This window comes from Rhizobacter sp. AJA081-3 (genome assembly GCF_017795745.1).
Taxonomy (GTDB): domain Bacteria; phylum Pseudomonadota; class Gammaproteobacteria; order Burkholderiales; family Burkholderiaceae_C; genus Piscinibacter.
Map to the genome: position 1 here is coordinate 2964450 of NZ_CP059067.1, position 14311 is coordinate 2978760.

The following is a 14311-nucleotide window of genomic DNA, read 5'->3' on the forward strand; positions in this document are numbered from 1 at the left end:
GTGAACACCACACTCAACATCTCCGCCTACCGCTTTGTGCTGCTGCCCGACGCGGCGGTGCTGCGCGAGCGCCTCCACGCCCGGGCGGCGCAGGCCGGACTCAAGGGCACCGTGCTGCTCGCCGAGGAAGGCATCAACCTGTTCCTGGCCGGCGAAGCGCAGGCGCTGCGCGGCTTCGTGGCCTGGCTGCACGAGGATGAGCGTTTCGCCGGCCTGGCGCCGAAAGAGAGCTGGTCCGACAGCGTGCCCTTCGGCAAGCTGCTCGTGAAGGTCAAGCGCGAGATCATCCGCATGAACCACCCGGCAATCCGCCCGCAGGCCGCGCGCGCGCCGGCGGTCGACCCGCACACGCTGGCACGCTGGCTCGACGCCGGCCACGACGACGAAGGCCGCCCGGTGGTCACCCTGGACACGCGCAATGCCTTCGAGGTCGACCACGGCCGCTTCAAGGGCGCGCTGGACTGGCGCATCGGCCGCTTCAGCGATTTCCCCGATGCCGCACTGGCCCACCGCGAGCAGATGCAGGGCAAGACCGTCGTGAGCTATTGCACCGGCGGCATCCGCTGCGAGAAGGCCGCCCTGTTTCTGCAGGACGCCGGCGTCGAGCGCGTGCTGCAACTCGAGGGCGGCATCCTGAAGTACTTCGAGGAAACCGGCGGCCGCCACTTCGAGGGCGATTGTTTTGTCTTCGACGAGCGCGAACGCGTGAACAGCGCGCTGCAACCGGTGTAAGGTGCACGCCGGGCGAGCGACCGAACGAGAGTCCCGACCACCGCACCATGCCCACCGCCGACAACCTGCGCTCGATCGAGCTGTACCGCCGCACTGCGGCAGGCTACGACGCGAGCACCGGGCCGACCTGGCCGATCCGCATGCGCTGCGTCGCGAAGCTGGCCCTGCGCCCCGGGGAGACAGTGCTCGACGTGGGTTGCGGCACGGGCCTGAGTTTCGAGGCCCTGCTGCAGGGTGTGGGCCGCAGCGGCCGCCTGATCGCGTTCGAGCAGAGCCCCGAGATGCACGCGCAGGCGCGGCAGCGTGCCGATGCGCTGCGCGCCGACGGCTGGTCGGTGGAACTGCATTGCGCGAGCGCCGAAGAGGTGCGGCTGGGCGCGACACCTGACGCCGCGCTGTGGCACTACGTGCACGACATCACCCGTTCACCGGCGGCACTGGACAACCTGTTCGCGCAGTTCCGCCCCGGCATGCGCCTGGCCATCGCCGGCATGAAGTTCTTCCCCTGGTGGCTGGCGCCGCTGAACCTGCTGGCCTGGCTGAAGAACCGGCCCTACAACGTGCACGCACACGAACTGCACGAACCCTGGAGCCTGCTGGCGCCGCAGCTCGAGCGTTTCGAGTGGGAGGCCACGCAATGGGGCATGGGCTACCTCGGCTCGGGCGCCGTGAAGGCGGCTTCGCGATGACGGCCTTTCGTCAGGCCGTGGGCGCTCCGGCCGGTGAGCTGGCCGAGCGCTACGCACGGGTGCGCGCCGCGTCGCTGTCGCTCGCCGCGCCCCTGTCGGCGGAAGACTGCCAGGTGCAGTCCATGCCCGATGCCAGCCCCGTGAAATGGCACCTCGCGCACGTGACATGGTTCTTCGAAACCTTCGTGCTCGAACGTTTCGAGCGCGGTTTCGCGCCCTTCGACCCGGCATTCCGCGTGCTCTTCAACAGCTACTACCAGGCGGTCGGCGAGCAGTCGGCGCGGGCGCAACGCGGGCTGATCCTGCGGCCCACGCTGGAGCAGGTGCGCGCCTACCGGGCCCAGGTCGACGCGCGCATGGCGGGGCTGCTGCAGGCGCGTGGCGAAGAGCCGGAGATCGCCTCGCTGGTGACGCTCGGCCTGCATCACGAGCAGCAGCACCAGGAGCTGCTGCTCACCGACATCAAGCACGCCTTGTCGACCGATCCGGCCCATGCACCTTACGCACGCCGCTGGCCCATCGCTCGCGTGCAGCCGGCGTCCCTGCGCTGGTTCGGTTTCGAAGGCGGCCTGGTCGAGCACGGCCACGATGCATCACTCGACGGCCCTTTCTGCTTCGACAACGAGACGCCGCGCCATCGCAGCCATCTCGGGCCGTTCGAACTCGCCTCGCGGCCGGTAAGCCATGGCGACTGGCTCGGCTTCATGGACGACGGCGGCTACCGCCGCCCGGAGCTGTGGCTGTCGCTCGGCTGGGACTGGGTGCGCGCCGGTGGCCGCACGGCGCCGCTGTACTGGCAGCAGCGCGACGGGCGCTGGTTCAGCCACACGCTGCAGGGCCTGGTCGAGATCGACCCGTACACGCCGGCCTGCCACCTGAGCTACTTCGAGGCCGACGCCTACGCCCGCTGGGCCGGCGCGCGACTGCCCACCGAGGTGGAGTGGGAGCTCGCCGCACGTTCGCTGGACAGTCGTGCCGGCCACTTTGCCGACCGCGCCGTCTTCCATCCGCTGCCGGCGTCGCAGGACGCGGCGGCAGGCCCGGTGCAGATATTCGGCGACGTGTGGGAATGGACGGGCTCGGCCTATCTGCCCTACCCGCGCTTCCGCCCCTGGCCCGGTGCGGTGGGCGAGTACAACGGCAAGTTCATGTGCAACCAGTTCGTGCTGCGCGGCGGCTCCTGCGCCACACCGGCCGGCCATGTGCGCGCCAGCTACCGCAACTTCTTCCCGCCCGAAGCGCAATGGCAGTTCAGCGGCGTGCGCCTGGCTCGCGACACCTGAGCGTCAGCGTTCCGGCCCCTCAGCCCATCAGCCCTTGAGCACCCCGAGCACGTCGGAGCGGAACTCGCGCTGGTAGAGGATGTAGACCACGCCGGCCGTCGCCAGCGCGAAAGCCAGTGGCGAGAAGAACCAGCCGATCGCCGCGAAGGCGAAGTAGTAGGCGCGCAGCCCGTCGTTGAAGGTCTCGGCGGCCATGCCGACCACGCGGCCGGCGCGTTCGGCAAACGTTTGGCGCATGGCCTCCCCCGCATCGCCCATGGCGGAGATGTCGTCACGTTCGGGCAGAGCGCCCACCAGCAGCGCGCCGAAGGTGTATTGCCGCAGCGACCAGGTGAAACGGAAGAAGGCATACACGAAGATGCCCAGCAGGAACACCACCTTCAGGTCGAACACCAGCACCGAGGTGCGGGCCGCGAACGGGATCTCGCGCACCAGCTCGCTGGCCTTTTCGGTGGTGCCCAGCACGGCGAGCAGGCCGCCGATGATCAGGATGGTGGTGGAGGCGAAGAACGACGGGCTGGTCGACAGGTTCTGGATGACGATGCCGTCGACCACGCGCACCTCACGGTAGGTCGACTGCAGCATCCACTGCCGGCGGATGTGGTTGGTGGTGTCCAGCAGCGAGGGCTGCATCGTGCTGCGCCGCTTGGCGAACACGGCGTAGCCGATCCAGCCGAGGAAGAACGCCGCGAGCGCTGCCCAGTCCGTCCAGGGCAGCAGCGCGAGAACCTTGATCGCCGTCTCCATGGCGGCGACTGTAGCAAGGCCTCCGGATCAGGAGGGATTCCTCAACGCGATGGCGACGCGCATCAGCGAGGTGACCACGGCGTCCAGCGATGCCTGTTGCTTCGGATCCTTCAGCACGCCGGTCTCGTCGAAGGCCTCGTGCGCCTTCGGCAGCGCGAACTGCTGCGGCACGGGCATCATCGCGATGGCCATCGAAAGGTACTGGCGCGTGAAGTTCAGCGAGCGCAGCCCGCCGAGCAGCCCCGGCGAGGCGCTGAGCAGGCCCAGAGGCTTGCCCGCCGTGGCGGCCAGCCCTGCCGGCGCCATGCCTTCGGCCTGCAGCCGCGACAGCCAGTCGAAGCTGTTGACGAGCAATGGTGTCGGAAAGCCGTTGTACTCCGGCGTGGCCAGCAGCACGCCGTCGGCCGCCTGCAGCGCATCGCGAAGACGCCTGGCGCCCTCGGGCACGCCGGCACTCTTCTCGAGGTCGCCGTCGTACAGCGGCAGCGCGAGATCGCGCAGGTCGATCGTCTCGACCTGTGCGCCGCGCGACGCCGCTGCCTGCGCCGCGGCAGCAAGCAGCCGCCCGTTCAGCGAGCCCTTGCGGGCGCTGCCCGAGATCGCCAGCAGGCTCAGCGTGACCATCACGTCGCCCTTCAGCGCGCGAACTTCGCGGCGGCTTCGGCCAGGCGCTGGCCGAAGGCCTTGGCGGTGGCGACGTCGCCCGGCACCATCTCGTCGACGGAGGCGTCGGAGGGCGTGGCGGTGATCAGGCCGGAATAGCCGCCGAGGTTGTTGATGTCGTCGCGCGTGTGCGCCTTGGCATTCTTCGGGTGCATGCCGGTGCCGACCCACACCATGCCGTGCTGCTGCGACAGGGTGAAGAAGTAGCTCAGCGTCGACAGCTTGTCGCCGTTGAGCGTCGCCGAGTTGGTGAAGCCGGCGGCCAGCTTGTCCTTCCAGGCCTGAGTGAACCAGGGCTTGGACGAAGCATCGGCGAACTTCTTAAACTGCCAGCTGGCAGCGCCCATGTAGGTCGGCGAGCCGAACACGATCATCGAGGCGGCCGCGAGTTGCTCCCAGCCGCCTTCGGGCAGGTTGCCTTCCGCGTCGATGGCCAGCAGCGATGCGCCGGCGGTGTAGGCCACCGCTTCGGCGATCTTCCGGGTATGGCCGTAGCCGCTGTGATAGACGATGACGATCTTGGACATGTTGTGAGCTTCAGGGTTGAGAGAGAAACGGTCAGCCGCGCGACTCACGCGGCCAGGTCGAACACCAGCACCTCGGCGCCCTGGCCTTCGGCCAGTGCGAGCCTGGACTCCTGATACAGAAGCGCCGCGTCGCCGCCGCGCAGCGGTTGGCCGTTGACGGACACCGCGCCGCGGATCACGTGAACGTAGCTGCGCCGCGCCGGGTCGAGCGGCAGTTCGAGCGATTCCGCGCCATCGAGCAGGCCCGCGTACAACGCCGCGTCGGCGTGGATGCTCACCGAGCCGTCGCGCCCGTCGGGGCTGGCGACCAGGCGCAGCCGGCCGCGCTTGTCGGCGTCCTCGAAACGCTTCTGCTCGTAGCCCGGCGCGACGCCGAGCGCATCCGGCTCGATCCAGATCTGCAGGAAGTGCGTGGTCTCATTGGCCGCGTGGTTGAATTCGCTGTGGCGCACGCCGGTGCCGGCGCTCATTCGCTGCACGTCGCCCGGGCGGATCACGCCGGCGTGGGCGCCGCCCGCCTGGCCGTTGCCCATGCTGTCCTTGTGCGCGAGCTCGCCTTCGAGCACGTAGCTGATGATCTCCATGTCGCGGTGGCCGTGCGTGCCGAAGCCGGTACCCGGCGCGATGCGGTCTTCGTTGATCACGCGCAGGTTGCCCCAGCCCATGTGCTTGGGGTCGTGGTAGTCGGCGAACGAGAAGCTGTGGAAGCTCTTCAGCCAGCCGTGGTCGGCATAACCGCGGTCGCAGGACTTGCGCAGGGTGATCATGTTGGTGCTCGGTGAATGGGTCGTGGTGGCGATGAGTCCAATGTAGGAGCCGCGCCTGCGTCGCACAGCGCTCCAGCCTTGAAGCTCGCGTTCAAATAAGATGAACCCCTGTTCGCCACCGAACCTGCCCATGCCCGACCGCCGCAACGTGCTGACCCCGGAAGCCCTCGCGATGATGGACACCATCGCGCGCACCGGCAGTTTTGCCGCGGCCGCCCGCGAGCTCGGCAAGGTGCCCTCGGCGCTGACCTACAACGTGCGCCAGCTCGAGGATGCGCTGGACGTGCTGCTGTTCGACCGCAGCTCGCGCCAGGCCCAGCTCACCGCCGCAGGCGAGGAACTGCTCACCGAAGGCCGCCGCCTGCTCATCGAAATGGATGCGGTGGCCAACCGCGTGCGAAGGGTGGCCACCGGCTGGGAGACGCAGCTGACCATCGCGGTCGACGTGGTGATGTCGCAGGTCACCATCTTCGAGCTGTGCGAAGCCTTCTATGCGCGCTGCGCCGAGCAGAATGTCGAACACGGCACGCGGCTGCGCTTGCGCAGCGAGGTGCTGGCCGGCACCTGGGAGGCGCTGATCAGCGGCCAGGCCGATCTGGCCATTGGCGTGGGCACGCAGTCGCAGCCGCCGGCGGGCATCGAGTTCGCGCTGCTCGGCGAGATGGAGTTCGTCTTCGCCGTCGCACCGCACCACCCGCTGGCCGCGCACGAGGGCCCGATCAGCGACACCGAACTGCTGCGGCACCGCGCGGTGGCGGTGGCCGATTCGGCGCTGCGCATGTCGCCGATCACGGTGAACATCCTGCCCGGCCAGGACGTGCTGACGGTGAGCAGCACGCAGGCCAAGATCGAGGCGCAGATCCGCTGCATGGGCTGCGGCTACATCCCCGAGCCGATGGCGCGCCCACATGTCGAGGCGGGCCGGCTGGTCGTCAAGGCCGTCGAGCGCACGCGGCAAGCCGCCGTGATGGGCTACGCCTGGCGTGCCGGCGTGGGCTCCAAGGGCAAGCGTGCGCCACTGGGCCTGGCGCTGCAGTGGTGGTTGAACCAGCTCGAGAGCCCGGCCACGCGGCGCGCGCTGCTGGAGCGGCACACCGGCCCCTGGGGCGGATGAACGCTGCGAGCTACGTGGGGCGTTTCGCGCCCTCGCCCACCGGGCCGCTGCACGCGGGCTCGCTGGTGGCCGCGCTGGCCTCGTGGCTCGACGCCCGTGCGCACGGCGGGCGCTGGCTGCTGCGCATCGAGGACGTCGACACGCCGCGCTGCGTGCCCGGCGCAGATACGCTGATCATCGCGCAGCTCGCAGCCTGTGGGCTGCATGCCGACGAGCCGCCCCTGTGGCAGTCGACACGCGGCGCGGCCTATCAGAACGCACTCGATCGCCTGCTCGCCGCAGGCTGGGCCTACCCCTGCAGTTGCACGCGGCGCGACATCGACCAGGCGCTGCGAGCGCGTGGCACGCCGAAGACGCGCGGCGCCGAGCTGGTCTACCCCGGCACCTGCCGCGACGGCCTGCACGGCCGCACGGCCCGCGCCGTGCGAATGCGAACTTCGCTCAGTGCGCCCGAAGAGGAATGCGAGATCGAATGGCATGACCGGCGCCTGGGCACGCAGCGCCAGCGCCTGAGCGACGCCGTCGGCGACTTCGTGCTCAAACGCGCCGACGGCCTGTGGGCCTACCAGCTCGCCGTGGTGGTGGACGACGCGGCCCAGGGCATCACCCATGTCGTGCGCGGCGAAGACCTGGCCGACAACACGCCGAGGCAGATCCTGCTGCAGCGTGCGCTGGGCCTGCCCACGCCGAGCTACCTGCACACGCCGCTGGTGCTTGGCGCCGACGGCGAGAAGCTGTCGAAGCAGAACGGCGCCACCGCACTGGACCTGCGCGACCCGGTGTCTGCGTTGCAGGACGCCGCGCGTGTGCTCGGCCTGGCCGTGGCGGCCGTTGATCTGAACGGCTTCCTGGCCGAGGCCGTGCACGCATGGCAGTGCACCCTGGCATGATGGCGGCCCCTGCGTTACCACTCCGCGAAAGTTCGCCATGATCACGACCGATTCCGGCCTCCAGTACGAAGACACCAAAGCGGGCGAAGGCGCCGAAGCGCGTGCCGGCCAGCACGTCACCGTGCACTACACCGGCTGGCTCTACAACGGCGGCGTCAAGGGCGCCAAGTTCGACAGCAGCAAGGACCGCAACGACCCCTTCCAGTTCGGCCTCGGCCAGGGCATGGTCATCCGCGGCTGGGACGAAGGCGTGCAGGGCATGAAGGTCGGCGGCACGCGGCTGCTCGTGATTCCGCCGCAGCTGGGCTACGGCGCGCGCGGCGCGGGCGGCGTGATCCCGCCGAACGCCACGCTGATGTTCGAAGTCGAACTGCTCGGCGTCTAGTTCGCCCTGCGCATGACCGTCCGCTACGACATCGTCCACACGACGGTCTACCGCTATCGCGAGCCGGTGAAGTTCGGCGAGCACCGGGTGATCTTCAGGCCGCGCGACAGCCACGACCTGCGCGTGCTCGCCACCGACCTGGAGGTCAGCCCGGAAGCGACGATCCGGCTGATCCAGGATCCGCACTCCAACTCCATCGCCATCGTGCAGCCGCTGGAGCCGGCGGAGGAACTGCGCATCGTCTGCAGCTTCACCATCGAACACGCGCACAGCCACAACCTCGAGCTGCCGCTGGCGCCGGGCGCGGAGTTCTTCCCCTTCGCGTACAGCGTCGAGGAGCGCTTCGACCTCGAACACTACCTGCGCCCGCACCATGACGATCCTCTGGGCCGGCTGACGGCCTGGGCACGGCAGTTCATCCGCACCGACGGCCCGACCGGCACACGCGACCTGCTGGTGCAGATGAACCAGCACATCCGCGAGAACTTCGAGTACGTGGCGCGCGACGAGGAGGGCACGCAGACACCGCTGCAGACGCTCGACCTGGGCAGCGGCAGCTGCCGCGACTTCGCGCTGCTGATGATGGAAGCGGCGCGACGCCTGGGCGTGGCCACACGCTTCGTCTCCGGTTACCTCTACGACCCGGCGCTGGACCTTCCCGCCGGAGCGAGCGCCGACGCTGCCGCCGCCGCGCCCACGGTCGGTGCTGGCAGCACGCACGCCTGGCTGCAGGCCTACCTGCCCGGCGCGGGCTGGGTGCCCTTCGACCCGACCAACAACCTGCTCGGCGGCAACACGCTGATCCGCGTCGGCGTGGCACGCGACCCGAGCCAGGCTGCGCCGATCTCGGGCTCCTGGTTCGGCGCCGCCGATGCCTACCTCGGCCTGGAAGCGACCGTGCAGGTGCACCGGCTCGACGAGGATTGAGCGCGTCGCCGGATTCGGCGATGCCAAGAAAAAGAGCCCGCTACTGCGGGCCCTTTTTGTTCAGCGTGTCGCTTCAGCGCTCGAAGCGGCTCGGGCGGCCACCGACCGGATGCGGCTTGAAGCCCGACTTGCGCGGGCCGGCCGAATCGTGCGGGCGGCGATCACCCGCCGGGCGGTCGAACGGATTGCGCGGCGCATCGCCCTGCGCGGCACGCGCGGCGAACGGCTTGTTGCCGAACGAGGGCTTCGGGCCGAAGGGCTTGGCGCCGAACGGCTTGCCGCCGAAACGACCGCGCTCGGGAGACGGGCCGCCGGCCGGGCGTCCGGGGAACATGCGCGGCTCAGGGCTTTTCGGCTCGAGGCCGGGCACGGTGGCCACGGCGATGTTCTGCGTCGTGAAGTGCTGGATGCGGCGGATCATGCCGGCGTCCATGCGCTCGGCCAGCGTCACCGCCAGGCCGTTGCGCCCGGCGCGGCCGGTGCGGCCGATGCGGTGCACGTAATCTTCGGCCTTCATCGGCAGGCCGTAGTTGATGACGTGGCTGATGGTCGGCACGTCGATGCCGCGCGCGGCCACGTCGGTGGCCACCAGCACGCGCAGGTGCTTGCTGCGCAGGCCCTGCAGCACGCGGTTGCGGCGGCCTTGCGGCATGCCGCCGTGCAGCGAGGCCACGGCGTGGCCGAGTTCGGCCAGGCGGTCGGCCAGCCAGTCGGCGTCACGCTGCGTGCTCGTGAACACGATCGCCTGCTCGAGGCTGCTCTCGGTCAGGATGTGATCCAGCAGGGCGTTCTTGTGGTGCGAGTTGTCGGCCCAGTGCAGGCGCTGCTCGATGTTGGCGTGCGTGTCGGTGTGCGAGGCGACGTCGATGCGCTGCGGCTCACGCAGCAGGTTGCGCGCGAGGTTGCCCACGTTGCCGGCGAAGGTGGCGCTGTACATCACCGTCTGGCGCTCCTTCGGCACCTGGTCGGCGATGGTGTTGATGTCGTCGATGAAGCCCATGTCGAGCATGCGGTCGGCTTCGTCGAGCACCAGCACCTCGACGTTGCTGAGCACGGCCTTGCCGGTGTTCAGGTGGTCGAGCAGGCGGCCGGGCGTGGAGATCAGGATGTCCAGCGGGCCGCGCAGCGCCTTGATCTGCGCCGGATAGGGCACGCCGCCCACGACGGTAGCCACGCGAAGGCCCGGCACATGGCGGCCGTAGGTGTCGGCCGCCTTGGCGACCTGCATCGCGAGCTCGCGCGTCGGCGTGAGCACGAGGATGCGCGGGCCGTAGACGATGCCCTTCTCGCGCCGCTTGGTGTTGTCGCCACGGGCAGCGAGGATGCGCTGCAGGGCGGGCAGGATGAACGAGGCGGTCTTGCCGCTGCCGGTGCTGGCCGAGACCATCAGGTCGCGACCTTCCAGCGCCGGCGGGATCGCCTGCGTCTGGACTTCGGTGGCGGTGTCGTAGCCCGAATCGGCCACGGCTTTGGTGAGGGCTTCGTGCAGGCCCAGGGTATCGAAACTCATCTTTCTCTTTCGCAATTCGGCGACGAAATACGCCGCCGGGCCGTCCATACGGGACGACCGGAACAGGTCGCGGGGAACGTTCGAGGGAACAGTCGAAGCGACGGCATCGCCGCCAACCGTTGCCCCAGCCTGAACGGCGAGAGAGTTTCGTGAATCGGCCGGCGCAGGGTGCGCGGCGTTTCCGAGACGAGGTCGTAGGAGATGAACGATTGCACCCGGATCGTTCCGAGTGCAGCCGCGCATTGTAGCCGGTTTGGCACTTCGATGCTGCGGCGCACCACGCGGCCGATTCCACATGACCTTGATCAAGAGCATCGCAGGGTGGCGCAGGCACACTGCCGCCCATGCGCGAAAGCCCCGCCCTGGTCGAATCCCGCCGCTTCGGCACGCGCACCGTGCCCGCGCTGCGGCCGCTGGGCTGGCTGGCCGCAGGCTGGCACGACTTCATGCGCTGCCCGCTGCCCGGCCTGCTGCATGGCCTGCTGCTGGCCGTGTTCGGTGCGGCGCTGTTCTGGGCGGCGCGCAGCCAGTTCTGGCTGCTGTCCGGCGCGTTCTCCGGCTTCCTGCTCGTCGCGCCGATCCTGGCCACTGGCCTGTACGCGGTCAGCCGCGCCCTGCAGCGCAGCGGCCGCGCCGACCTGGCGGTCGCGCTGCGCGCCTGGCGCCCGCGCGACGGGCGCCTGGTGGTATTCGGCGTGCTGCTCGCCTTCGCCGGCACCGGCTGGGTGATGACCTCGGCCTCGCTGATCACCAGCCTCGCGCCGACGCCTGTGCGCAACCCGCAGGACTTCGTGCGCGTGGTGCTGCTGGCCGATCAGGGCTATCTGTTCGAGATCTGGCTGGCGCTGGGCGGTCTGCTCGCCGCGCCGGTGTTCGCCTCCAGCGTGGTCGCCATCCCTTTGCTGCTGGACCGCGAGGTCGGCGTGCTCGCCGCGGTGTTCACCAGCTGGCGCGTGGTGATGGACAACCCGCTGCCGATGGCACTGTGGGCCGGGCTGATCATGGCGCTGACGCTGCTGGGCATGGCCACGCTGATGCTCGGGCTGGTGGTCGTGGTGCCTTGGATCGCGCACGCCAGCTGGCACGCCTACCGCGACCTGGTCGACACCTCCGGCCTGGCCGAGCGGCCCTGAGACCGGGACACGGCATGTTCGGCTACACCGAGGAGCAGATCGCCTGGTTCGGGCTGACCTTCGGGGTCAGCGCGTTCATGATCTACATGGTGTTCATCATCCTGCAGCTCGCGCGCGAATCGAAGGCCGGCAAGTTCGGCACCTTCGTGCTCCTGCTGGGCCTGGGCGTGGGGCTGGTCGGCTTCGCGGCCAAGGGGCTGATCAAGTTCTTCATGTCCGGCATCGTCGAATGAGCAGCATCGGGGACGGCGCTCTGCGCCACGCCTGGTACGACGATGCGCTGGCCTTCGTCACCGGCACGCTGTTCATCGCCTTCGGCGTGGCGATGTTCAGCCACGCGGGCTTGCTCACTGGGGGCACGGCAGGAATCGCGTTCCTGGCGCACTACGCCACCGGCTTCGGCTTCGGCCCGCTGTTCTTCGTCATCAATCTGCCCTTCTACCTGCTGGCCTGGCGGGCGATGGGGCGCAGCTTCACGCTGAAGACCTTCGCCGCGGTGACGCTGCTGTCGGCGCTCACGACGGCGGTGCCGCGCTGGGCGGGGTTCGCGGTGCTCGACCCCTGGTTCGCCGCCATCGCCGGCGGGCTGCTGATGGGTGCGGGCTTCCTGGTGCTGTTCCGCCACCACGCCAGCCTGGGCGGCCTGAACATCCTCGTGCTGGTGCTGCAGAAGCGCTTCGGCTGGCGCGCCGGCTGGGTGCAGATGGGCATCGACGGCGCCATCCTCGTCGCTTCGTTGGCGATGGTGGAGCCGCAGCGCATCCTGATGTCCATCGCCGGCGCGCTGGCTCTGAACCTCACGCTGGCACTGAACCACCGGCCGGGGCGCTACGTCGCGTTCTGAACAGACATGAAAGAGCCCGGCGCGAGGGCCGGGCTCGAGGTGAATCGCGTGAACGCGATCAGCCCATGTGCAAACCGCCGTTGACCGAGAAGTCCGCGCCGGTCGCGAAACCGGATTCGTCCGACGCCACCCACGACACGATGGAGGCGATGTCCTCCGGCGTGCCCAGGCGCTTGACCGGGATGCCCGAGACGATCTTGTCCAGCACTTCTTGCTTGATCGCCTTGACCATGTCGGTGGCGATGTAGCCCGGGCTCACGGTGTTCACCGTCACGCCCTTGTTGGCCACTTCCTGCGCCAGCGCCATCGTGAAGCCGTGCATGCCGGCCTTGGCGGCGGAGTAGTTGGTCTGGCCGAACTGCCCCTTCTCGCCGTTCACCGAGCTGATGTTGACGATGCGGCCCCAGCCCTTGTCGAGCATGCCCTCGATCACCTGCTTGGTGACGTTGAACAGGCTGGTCAGGTTGGTCTCGATCACCGCGTCCCAGTCGGCCCGGCTCATCTTGCGGAACATGCCGTCGCGCGTGATGCCGGCGTTGTTGACCAGCACGTCCACCGTGCCGTGCTCGGCCTTGACCTTCTCGAAGGCCGCCACGGTCGAATCCCAGTCGCCGACGTTGCCCACCGACGCGTAGAACGTGTAGCCCAGGGCCTTCTGCTCACCGATCCACTTCACGTGGTCGCGGCTCGGGCCGCAGCCGGCGATGACCTTGAAACCGTCCTTGTGCAGGCGCTGGCACATCGAGGTGCCGATGCCACCCATGCCACCCGTCACGTACGCAATCTTCTGAGCCATTTGTCTTCTCCTGGTTGAAATCGTGTTGTGTCTGGAAAGGTTCAGCGTTCGATCGTCAGCGCCACGCCCATGCCGCCGCCGATGCACAGCGAGGCAATGCCCTTCTTGGCATTGCGGCGCTGCATTTCGTGCAGCAGCGTGACGAGGATGCGGCAGCCGGATGCGCCGATCGGGTGGCCGATGGCGATGGCGCCGCCGTTCACGTTGACCTTGCTGGTGTCCCAGCCCATCTCCTGGTGCACTGCGCACGCCTGTGCGGCGAAGGCTTCGTTGATCTCGAGCAGGTCGAGGTCGGCGGCCTTCCAGCCGGCGCGCTGCAGCGCACGCTGGCTCGCCGGCACCGGGCCCATGCCCATGGTGGCCGGGTCGAGGCCGGCCGAAGAGTAGGAAGCAATGCGACCCAACGGCGTCAGGCCCAGCTTGTCGGCGAGCTTCGCGCTCATCACCACCACGCCGGCGGCACCGTCGTTCAGGCCGGAGGCGTTGCCGGCGGTCACGCTGCCAGCCTTGTCGAAGGCGGGGCGCAGGCCGGCCAGGCCTTCGGCGCTGGTCTTGCGGTTGAGGAATTCGTCGTTGGCGAAGACGATCGGGTCACCCTTCTTCTGCGCGATGCTGAAGGGAACGATCTCGTCCTTGAACTTGCCGGCGTCCTGGGCGGCAGCGGCCTTCTGCTGGCTGGCCAGCGCGAGCGCGTCCTGCGCCTCGCGCGTCACGCCGAACTTCTTGGCCACGTTCTCGGCGGTGATGCCCATGTGGTACTGGTTGTAGACGTCCCACAGGCCGTCGACGATCATCGTGTCGACCAGCTTCCAGTCGCCCATGCGCTGGCCATTGCGCGAATTCGGCAGCACGTGCGGTGCCAGGCTCATGTTCTCCTGGCCGCCGGCGATGACGATCTCGCTGTCGCCGTCACGGATGGCCTGCGCCGCCAGCATCACCGCCTTCAGGCCCGAGCCGCAGACCTTGTTGATGGTCATCGCAGGCACGTGGTTGGGCAGGCCCGACTTGATGACCGACTGCCGCGCCGGGTTCTGGCCGGCACCGGCCTGCAGCACCTGGCCGAGGATGACCTCGCCGATCTGGTCGCCCGAGAGCTTGGCGCGCTTGAGCAGTTCGGCGATCACGGCGGCGCCGAGTTCGGACGCGGGCGTCGAGGCGAGCGTGCCGCCGAACTTGCCGACGGCGGTGCGGGCGGCGGCGACGATCACGATGTCAGTGGTCATGGGGGAGTCTCCTGCAGTGAAACGGTTCGAAGTGGACGTAGGCCACGGTTCGCACTGTCGCGCTTCGCCGTGGCCACATCA

At 69.0% G+C, this 14311-nt stretch carries 17 protein-coding genes; 10 read left to right on the forward strand and 7 right to left on the reverse strand.

Annotation, left to right across the window (positions count from 1 at the left end):
- Genes HZ992_RS14100 through egtB form a run of 3 tightly spaced genes read left to right on the forward strand, consistent with a single transcriptional unit; the run spans position 1 to position 2704 of the window.
- Complete coding sequence (locus HZ992_RS14100; RefSeq protein ID WP_209382475.1) at positions 1-732, forward strand: sulfurtransferase; 732 nt, start codon at positions 1-3, stop codon at positions 730-732.
- 47 nt (positions 733-779) lie between these two features.
- Positions 780-1421 (forward strand): class I SAM-dependent methyltransferase, encoded by a 642-nt coding sequence (locus HZ992_RS14105; RefSeq protein ID WP_209382476.1) that lies wholly within the window; start codon positions 780-782, stop codon positions 1419-1421.
- Complete coding sequence (gene egtB, locus HZ992_RS14110) at positions 1418-2704, forward strand: ergothioneine biosynthesis protein EgtB (protein ID WP_209382477.1); 1287 nt, start codon at positions 1418-1420, stop codon at positions 2702-2704. The genes HZ992_RS14105 and egtB overlap by 4 nt, the downstream gene beginning before the upstream one ends.
- 27 nt (positions 2705-2731) lie before the next feature.
- Here the strand turns inward: egtB and HZ992_RS14115 are convergent, their stop codons facing one another.
- Genes HZ992_RS14115 through HZ992_RS14130 form a run of 4 tightly spaced genes read right to left on the reverse strand, consistent with a single transcriptional unit; the run spans position 2732 to position 5408 of the window.
- A complete protein-coding gene (locus HZ992_RS14115; RefSeq protein ID WP_209382478.1) occupies positions 2732-3451 on the reverse strand; it encodes a DUF599 domain-containing protein in 720 nt (239 codons plus the stop codon).
- A 27-nt stretch (positions 3452-3478) separates the two neighbouring features.
- Positions 3479-4075: an NADPH-dependent FMN reductase gene (locus HZ992_RS14120; RefSeq protein WP_209382479.1), complete on the reverse strand. Its 597-nt coding sequence runs from the start codon at positions 4073-4075 to the stop codon at positions 3479-3481.
- Between the two features lie 11 nt (positions 4076-4086).
- Positions 4087-4641 carry a flavodoxin family protein gene (locus HZ992_RS14125; protein WP_209382480.1) on the reverse strand — a complete coding sequence of 185 codons (555 nt, stop codon included), beginning with the start codon at positions 4639-4641 and terminating at the stop codon, positions 4087-4089.
- Between the two features lie 44 nt (positions 4642-4685).
- Complete coding sequence (locus HZ992_RS14130) at positions 4686-5408, reverse strand: pirin family protein (RefSeq protein ID WP_209382481.1); 723 nt, start codon at positions 5406-5408, stop codon at positions 4686-4688.
- Between the two features lie 130 nt (positions 5409-5538).
- Here HZ992_RS14130 and HZ992_RS14135 point away from each other — a divergent pair, with 130 nt between their 5' ends.
- Genes HZ992_RS14135 through HZ992_RS14150 form a run of 4 tightly spaced genes read left to right on the forward strand, consistent with a single transcriptional unit; the run spans position 5539 to position 8724 of the window.
- On the forward strand, positions 5539-6522 hold the full coding sequence (locus HZ992_RS14135) for a LysR family transcriptional regulator (RefSeq protein WP_209382482.1): 984 nt from the start codon (positions 5539-5541) through the stop codon (positions 6520-6522).
- Entirely contained in the window at positions 6519-7412 is an 894-nt protein-coding gene (gluQRS, locus tag HZ992_RS14140) for a tRNA glutamyl-Q(34) synthetase GluQRS (RefSeq protein ID WP_209382483.1), read from the forward strand. The genes HZ992_RS14135 and gluQRS overlap by 4 nt, the downstream gene beginning before the upstream one ends.
- A 37-nt stretch (positions 7413-7449) precedes the next feature.
- Positions 7450-7797, forward strand: a complete 348-nt coding sequence (locus tag HZ992_RS14145) for an FKBP-type peptidyl-prolyl cis-trans isomerase (protein ID WP_209382484.1) — start codon at positions 7450-7452, stop codon at positions 7795-7797.
- A 12-nt stretch (positions 7798-7809) separates the two neighbouring features.
- On the forward strand, positions 7810-8724 hold the full coding sequence (locus HZ992_RS14150) for a transglutaminase family protein (RefSeq protein ID WP_209382485.1): 915 nt from the start codon (positions 7810-7812) through the stop codon (positions 8722-8724).
- Between the two features lie 73 nt (positions 8725-8797).
- On the opposite strand, the gene HZ992_RS14155 is transcribed toward HZ992_RS14150, so the two are convergent.
- Positions 8798-10234 carry a DEAD/DEAH box helicase gene (locus tag HZ992_RS14155; protein WP_209382486.1) on the reverse strand — a complete coding sequence of 479 codons (1437 nt, stop codon included), beginning with the start codon at positions 10232-10234 and terminating at the stop codon, positions 8798-8800.
- Between the two features lie 344 nt (positions 10235-10578).
- Here HZ992_RS14155 and HZ992_RS14160 point away from each other — a divergent pair, with 344 nt between their 5' ends.
- Genes HZ992_RS14160 through HZ992_RS14170 form a run of 3 tightly spaced genes read left to right on the forward strand, consistent with a single transcriptional unit; the run spans position 10579 to position 12211 of the window.
- Entirely contained in the window at positions 10579-11367 is a 789-nt protein-coding gene (locus HZ992_RS14160; RefSeq protein WP_209382487.1) for a DUF2189 domain-containing protein, read from the forward strand.
- Between the two features lie 14 nt (positions 11368-11381).
- Positions 11382-11600: a DUF2788 domain-containing protein gene (locus tag HZ992_RS14165; protein ID WP_209382488.1), complete on the forward strand. Its 219-nt coding sequence runs from the start codon at positions 11382-11384 to the stop codon at positions 11598-11600.
- Positions 11597-12211, forward strand: coding sequence for a YitT family protein (locus HZ992_RS14170; RefSeq protein WP_209382489.1), 615 nt, complete (start codon positions 11597-11599; stop codon positions 12209-12211). The genes HZ992_RS14165 and HZ992_RS14170 overlap by 4 nt, the downstream gene beginning before the upstream one ends.
- Positions 12212-12269: 58 nt before the next feature.
- On the opposite strand, the gene phbB is transcribed toward HZ992_RS14170, so the two are convergent.
- Positions 12270-13007, reverse strand: a complete 738-nt coding sequence (gene phbB / locus HZ992_RS14175) for an acetoacetyl-CoA reductase (protein ID WP_209382490.1) — start codon at positions 13005-13007, stop codon at positions 12270-12272.
- Between the two features lie 41 nt (positions 13008-13048).
- Positions 13049-14230 (reverse strand): acetyl-CoA C-acetyltransferase, encoded by a 1182-nt coding sequence (locus HZ992_RS14180; protein ID WP_209382491.1) that lies wholly within the window; start codon positions 14228-14230, stop codon positions 13049-13051.
- Positions 14231-14311 lie beyond the last annotated feature (81 nt).

Coding starts and splice junctions, on each gene's coding strand:
- HZ992_RS14105 (WP_209382476.1), top strand. CDS start 780: ATGCCCACCGCCGACAACCTGCGCTCGATCGAGCTGTACCGCCGCACT.
- egtB (WP_209382477.1), top strand. CDS start 1,418: ATGACGGCCTTTCGTCAGGCCGTGGGCGCTCCGGCCGGTGAGCTGGCC.
- HZ992_RS14115 (WP_209382478.1), bottom strand. CDS start 3,451: ATGGAGACGGCGATCAAGGTTCTCGCGCTGCTGCCCTGGACGGACTGG.
- HZ992_RS14120 (WP_209382479.1), bottom strand. CDS start 4,075: ATGGTCACGCTGAGCCTGCTGGCGATCTCGGGCAGCGCCCGCAAGGGC.
- HZ992_RS14125 (WP_209382480.1), bottom strand. CDS start 4,641: ATGTCCAAGATCGTCATCGTCTATCACAGCGGCTACGGCCATACCCGG.
- HZ992_RS14130 (WP_209382481.1), bottom strand. CDS start 5,408: ATGATCACCCTGCGCAAGTCCTGCGACCGCGGTTATGCCGACCACGGC.
- HZ992_RS14135 (WP_209382482.1), top strand. CDS start 5,539: ATGCCCGACCGCCGCAACGTGCTGACCCCGGAAGCCCTCGCGATGATG.
- gluQRS (WP_209382483.1), top strand. CDS start 6,519: ATGAACGCTGCGAGCTACGTGGGGCGTTTCGCGCCCTCGCCCACCGGG.
- HZ992_RS14145 (WP_209382484.1), top strand. CDS start 7,450: ATGATCACGACCGATTCCGGCCTCCAGTACGAAGACACCAAAGCGGGC.
- HZ992_RS14150 (WP_209382485.1), top strand. CDS start 7,810: ATGACCGTCCGCTACGACATCGTCCACACGACGGTCTACCGCTATCGC.
- HZ992_RS14155 (WP_209382486.1), bottom strand. CDS start 10,234: ATGAGTTTCGATACCCTGGGCCTGCACGAAGCCCTCACCAAAGCCGTG.
- HZ992_RS14160 (WP_209382487.1), top strand. CDS start 10,579: ATGCGCGAAAGCCCCGCCCTGGTCGAATCCCGCCGCTTCGGCACGCGC.
- HZ992_RS14165 (WP_209382488.1), top strand. CDS start 11,382: ATGTTCGGCTACACCGAGGAGCAGATCGCCTGGTTCGGGCTGACCTTC.
- HZ992_RS14170 (WP_209382489.1), top strand. CDS start 11,597: ATGAGCAGCATCGGGGACGGCGCTCTGCGCCACGCCTGGTACGACGAT.
- phbB (WP_209382490.1), bottom strand. CDS start 13,007: ATGGCTCAGAAGATTGCGTACGTGACGGGTGGCATGGGTGGCATCGGC.
- HZ992_RS14180 (WP_209382491.1), bottom strand. CDS start 14,230: ATGACCACTGACATCGTGATCGTCGCCGCCGCCCGCACCGCCGTCGGC.